Source organism: Corallococcus exercitus, assembly GCF_003611585.1.
In the GTDB taxonomy this organism is placed as follows: Bacteria; Myxococcota; Myxococcia; order Myxococcales; family Myxococcaceae; genus Corallococcus; species Corallococcus exercitus.
Genome location: NZ_RAVW01000542.1, coordinates 1 through 5,537 on the forward strand (window position 1 = coordinate 1; position 5,537 = coordinate 5,537).

A 5,537-nucleotide genomic window follows, 5' to 3' on the forward strand; every position below is an offset into this window, starting at 1 on the left:
CACCACCGCCGCGCGCTGGCCCAGGACGCCCAGGTCCAGGCCCGGGTCCGCCACGCGCGCCAGGGCCAGGTTGCCGTACGGCGGCAGCGAGGACGCTTCTTCCGGCGTGGGCAGCACCGCGTCCGGCGACGGCGCCTCCACCCGGTAGGGCGCGCGCGGCACGCGGAAGACGCGGATCTTCCCGGGGATGCCCTTCAGGTCGAAGGACCCGACCTCCTGCGACGGCACCTCCGCCTTGTTCATGGACAGGTAGACGGCCTCCGTGAAGAAGACCTCGTCCGCGTCGGTGATGCCCTCCACGCGGGCCGCGATGTTCACCGGCTCGCCGAAGATGTCGTTGTTCTCCACCCGCACCTCGCCCACGTTCACGGCGACGCGGACGTGGATCTGATCATCCTCCAGCAGCGGCCGGTTGTGGTGCCAGAGCCGGTCCTGGATGGCGATGCCGCTCAGGACGGCCTGGGTGGGGGACTCGAAGGTGACCAGGAACGCGTCGCCAATCGATTTGATGATGCGTCCACCGAACGCCTTGAACAGCGGCGCGAGCAACGCCTCGTGCACCTGGAGCAGCCGCTGGTTCTCCTCCAGCGTCTGCCGACTGGTGCGTTCGGTGAAGCCCTTGATGTCGGTGAAGACGATGGCGAGGTTGGCGGTCTTCAAAGCGGGGGCAGTGTATGCAGCGCGTCGCGCGAAGCAATCGCCACGGACCGCGCACTGCCGCTCGCTGTCAGCGCTTTGAAGGTTTGAGGACCCGCATGTTGCGCTTCTCCGGCGCCGTCAGCTGCGCCCTCACCTTCGCGGCGAGCTGGGGCCTGTCCGTCCGCTCGTAGAAGGCCGCCAGGGTCCTCAAGACGCCCGGGTTGTCCGGCTGGGCGTCGCGCGCGGCCAGGAACTCCCGCTCCGCGTCCAGCGTCCGGCCCTGCTTCTCCAGCACCGCCGCCAGCTGCATGCGCACCTGCACCCACGCGGGCCGGGACTTGGACAGCGGGCGGTAGTGCAGCTCCGCCTTGAGCCAGTCCCCCGCCTGCGCCCAGAGCCCCGCGAGCCGGAAGCGCGCGTCGTCATAGGACGGACGCAGGGCCACCGCCCGCTCGTAGGCGCGGATGGCGTCGAGGGAGGCGCCCCGCTCCTCCAGCAGCTGCCCCTGGAGGAAGTAGACGCGGGGGTTGTCCGGGGCCTCGCGCAGGGCGGCGTCCAGGTGGGCCCCGGCGCGCTCCAGCTCCGGGGCGCTGCCTCCCTTGAGGAGCAGGCGCGCGGCCTCCAGCCTGGGCAGCTCCCAGCGGGGCTGGTTAGAAATCAGCCGCTCCAGGGCGACGAGGGCTCCCGCGTCGTTGCCCGCGGTCTCCAGCGCCAGTGCGTCCGCCAACGGGCCGGGGGCCGCGGTCGCCTGCGCCGTCAGGACCGGGGGAGCCGGTGCGTCGGACGCGCCCGCCAGCACCGCCGCCACGAGTACCCACATCATGGTTGGCAGATAGCAGAGCCAGGTGGGCCACCTCAATACTTCCCCTTGACGGACACCCGGCCTCGCATGAAACCCATGACTGTGCAGATTTCCCAAAGGACGTTGGAAGACCTTGGTTTCTCGGAAGTGCTCCGCGCGCTGACGCAGCGCTGTCGCACGGAGCCAGGAAGGGAGCGGGTGCTCGCCCGTCCCTTCCTGGACACCGAGGCGGAAGTGGCCGAAGCGCTGGCCCTGGTCGACGAGGCCCGCTTCCTCTCCCAGCAGCAGTTCTCCCTGCCCCTGGGCGGCGTGACGGACCTGCGCACCGCCGTGGGCCACGCGGAGAAGGGCGGCGTGCTGGAGCCCCGCCAGCTCATCGACGCGGCCCAGCTGCTCTTCGCCTTCGCCCGCACGCGCGAGGCGCTGGACGAGCGCAAGGAGCGCGTCCCCCGCCTGGTGGAGATCTCGAAGCGCCTGCCCTTCCTGGAGGCCATGGCGCGCCGGTTGGATCAGTGTTTCGAACCGGACGGGACCATCTCCGACCGCGCCAGCCCGGAGCTGAAGGAGGCGCGGGACCGGGCGCGCGGCCTGCACCGGCGCATCAAGACGCGCCTGGACGAGCTGCTGCACGACGAGACGTTCACCACCAAGCTGCGCGAGAACTACTACACGCTGCGCAACGGGCGGTACGTGGTGCCGGTGGTGTCGAACTACCGCTCGGAGGTGGACGGCATCGTCCACAACGCCAGCCAGACGGGGCAGACGCTCTTCATGGAGCCCCAGGCGATGGTGGGCCTGGGCAACGACCTGGCCATCGCGCAGTCGGAGGTCGCGGAGGAGGAGCTGAGGGTGCTCCAGGAGCTGAGCAAGCACGTGGGCCGCGAGTCCGCGCGCATCCTGGAGGGCCTGGAGGCGGTGGCGGAGCTGGACGAGGTGGAGGCCATCGCCGTCCTGTCCGCGGACCTGGACGCCACGACGCCCACGTTCGAGGGCGTGAAGGAGCTGCAGCTGCGCGCGCTGCGCCACCCGCGCCTGGTGCTCAAGGGCTCGGAGGTGGTGTCCAACGACGTGACGCTCACGGAGACGGCCCGGGCGCTGGTGGTGTCCGGCCCCAACGCGGGCGGCAAGACGGTGACGCTGACGGGCGTGGGGCTGTGCGCGCTGATGCTGCGTGCGGGCCTGCCCATCCCGGTGGGCGAAGGGTCGCGGATGCCGCTGTACCGCTCCGTGCACTCCACCGTGGGGGACACGCAGGACCTGGCGCAGGGCCTGTCCTCGTTCAGCGGCCACGTCACCCTGCTGCGCGACATCCTGGCGGCGGTGGCGACGGACTCGCTGGTGCTCATCGACGAAATCGCCGCGGACACGGATCCGCGCGAGGGCGCGGCCATCGCCATCGCGGTGCTGGAGGAGCTCTTGGGCAAGGGGGCGTACGTCCTGGTGACGACGCACCTGGAGGAGCTCAAGGCGCTGGCGCACATGGATCCGCGCTTCCTCAACGCGCGCGTGGGCTTCGACTCCAAGCGGATGTCGCCCACGTACCGGCTGCAGATGGGCGCGTCCGGCCAGTCGTCCGCCATCGACATGGCGGCGCGGGTGGGCCTGCCGGCCTCGGTGTGCGAGCGCGCGCGGGAGCTGTCGCTCAACGCGGGCGGCCCGCTCTCCAAGGCGCTGGCGGCCGCGGAGGACGAGCGGCGCAAGCTCTCCGAGGAGCTGGAGAAGGCGCGCCTCGCGGCCACGGAGGCGGAGGCGCTCCGCGCGGACCTGGAGAAGCAGAAGGTCGCCTTCGAGCGCGAGCGCAAGGGCCGCATGATGCAGTTCAACGAGGACGTGCACGCGGCCAGCGAGCACGCCGCGCAGGAGGTCCGCGACCTGCTGACGAAGCTGCGCGCGGAGCAGAACGAGAAGGCGCTGTCGGAGGCGCGGCAGCAGCTGCAGCAGCGCGCGGACGAGGCGCTGAAGCGCGCGGCGGCGGCCAAGGCGGAGCTGTTCCAGGTGGAGGCCCCGGGGCCCGCGAACCTCAAGGTGGGCGCGTGGGTGCACCACTCCGGCCTGGGCCGGGACGTGGAGATCCTGGAGCTGACGGATGGCCAGGCGGTGGTGTCCGCGGGCGGCGCGCTGAAGATGCGCGTGCCCACCACGGAGCTGTCCGGTTCGCGGAGCAAGAAGCCGCAGCAGGCGAAGTTCCCGGAGCAGCGGAAGGGCGAAGCGGCCCTGAAGCGAGCGGCCTCCGCGGCGCCGTCGCAGGTGGACGCCACGAACTTCCGCTGCGACGTGCGCGGCATGCGCGCGGACGACGCGCTGGCGGAGCTGGAGACGTTCCTGGACCAGGGCCTGCGCAAGGGTGAGGAGGCCGCGCTCATCATCCACGGCCACGGCACCGGCGCCCTCAAGCAGGCCATCCGCGACCACCTGGCCGCGTCGCCGTACATCCGCATGTTCCGCCCCGGGGAGAGCCACGAGGGCGGCGACGGCGTCACCGTGGTGTCCCTGCGAGGCTGAACGCCCCGGGAGACAGGGGGTCGGGGTCTGGATGGCCCCGCTCCCTTGTTTCCGGAAGTGTTGGCTACAGTGCGGCGCCATGTATCGGCTCTGCCTGCTGGGATGTGTGGTGTTGCTGGCTGCCTGTGGGGAGAAGGCTCCCGACGAAGGCGCCATCCGGGTGTCCGTGACGTACGGCTCCTTCAAGCCCGCGTGCGTGCGCGTGGAGGCGAAGGACGCGCAGGGGCACCAGGAGGCCACGGACATCCCGGCCACCCGGTTCAAGAACCCCCAGAAGCCGGAGGTCCTGGTCGCGGTGCGCCGCAAGGCGGACTGGGACGCCGCGATGAGCGTCACCGTGTCGTCTTACGCGGAGACCGCGGGGGACCGGTGTGCGGGGGAGGCCGTGGAGACCTTCGCGAGCCCTTCGCTCACCGTCGTCCCCAAGGAGTACACGCCCTTCGACGTGACGTTGAAGGCGGTGGACGGGGACGGAGATGGCTCCCCCACGGGCGTCGAGTGGGCGGGCGTCTCCGACTGCGACGACACGCGAAACGACGTCCGTCCGGGCGCCGTGGAGAAGTGCGACACGGCCATCGACTTCGACTGTGATGGCAAGAAAGCGTGCGCGGACTCGAAGTGCACGGAGAAGACGTGCACGGACGGAGACCTGTGCACGACGGGCAAGCGGTGCATCGGCGTGGGCCCGGCGGCGCAGTGCGGGGGCGGCGAGCCGAAGTGCAAACAGACCGGGGGACAGTGTGAGTCGGCGGTGAGGTGCGAGGCCTCCACGGGTGCGTGTATCGATGAAACCGTGGTCGTGGGGACGGCCTGTGAGCCCGGCGACAAGTGCGTGACCAATGGCCGGTGCACCGCCGACAAGCAGTGCGTGGGCGACGCGAAGGCGTGCAACACGCCAGTGGACGCCCAGTGCCAGGAGTCCACGGGCACCTGCAACTCGACCAACGGCCAGTGTGAGTACCCCTCCAAGTCAGTCACCACGTCCTGCGTGGATGGCAACGCCTGCAATGATCCGGGGTTCTGCAATGGCAGCGGCGTATGCACCGGAACGCCCACGCCCTGCCCGGCCAAGGAGTGCAATACCGTCGCGGGCTGCACTCGCAACAACTCCTGCATCTACGCGGGGGACCCGGCCCAGCTCAACAACGCCTGCAGCGAGGACGGGTCGGGAACGCCGCGCGTGTGCAAAGCGGATGGCACGTGCGTCGCATTCCCCTACTCACCCGCCAACTTCGATCCAACCACCATTCCTGGCGGTCAGATTGGTGAGCTGAGGACCACCGGCGCGGTGGTGTTCGACACGGATGCCCAGACCTGGACGCCCTCGAACCTGGGCCCGGATACTGGCGCGTTCACCATCAGGTCCCTGCCCCAGGCTGGGGGCCCCGAGATTCTCCTCATCCCGGTGCGGACCCTGGCCCTGGGCGGCGAGCTGCGCATCGTGGGCAGCCGCGCGGTCATCCTCGCGGTGTATGGGGATGCGACCTTGAGCCACGACATCCTGGCGAGCGGGCGCATCGTGAACGGCGTGCCGGTCCCGGGAAGTGGCGGCAATCAGCAGTGCGTGACGTCGGCCGGAAATAACGGCACGTTC

General features: G+C 70.5%; 4 protein-coding genes. 2 read left to right on the forward strand and 2 right to left on the reverse strand.

Features of this window, described 5'->3' with window-relative positions:
• Together D7W79_RS38075 and D7W79_RS38080 are read right to left on the reverse strand one after the other, a co-directional pair.
• Window positions 1-660 (reverse strand): adenylate/guanylate cyclase domain-containing protein (locus D7W79_RS38075; protein WP_147442261.1); only part of this gene is annotated, 660 nt, incomplete at its 3' end.
• A gap of 67 nt (window positions 661-727) precedes the next feature.
• Entirely contained in the window at window positions 728-1,462 is a 735-nt protein-coding gene (locus D7W79_RS38080; RefSeq protein WP_120530163.1) for a tetratricopeptide repeat protein, read from the reverse strand.
• Between the two features lie 75 nt (window positions 1,463-1,537).
• Here D7W79_RS38080 and D7W79_RS38085 point away from each other — a divergent pair, with 75 nt between their 5' ends.
• Both D7W79_RS38085 and D7W79_RS38090 read left to right on the forward strand, forming a co-directional pair.
• Window positions 1,538-3,943 carry an endonuclease MutS2 gene (locus tag D7W79_RS38085; protein ID WP_120530164.1) on the forward strand — a complete coding sequence of 802 codons (2,406 nt, stop codon included), beginning with the start codon at window positions 1,538-1,540 and terminating at the stop codon, window positions 3,941-3,943.
• 79 nt (window positions 3,944-4,022) lie between these two features.
• Window positions 4,023-5,537: putative metal-binding motif-containing protein (locus D7W79_RS38090; protein WP_120530165.1), on the forward strand; the 1,515-nt coding region annotated here is incomplete at its 3' end.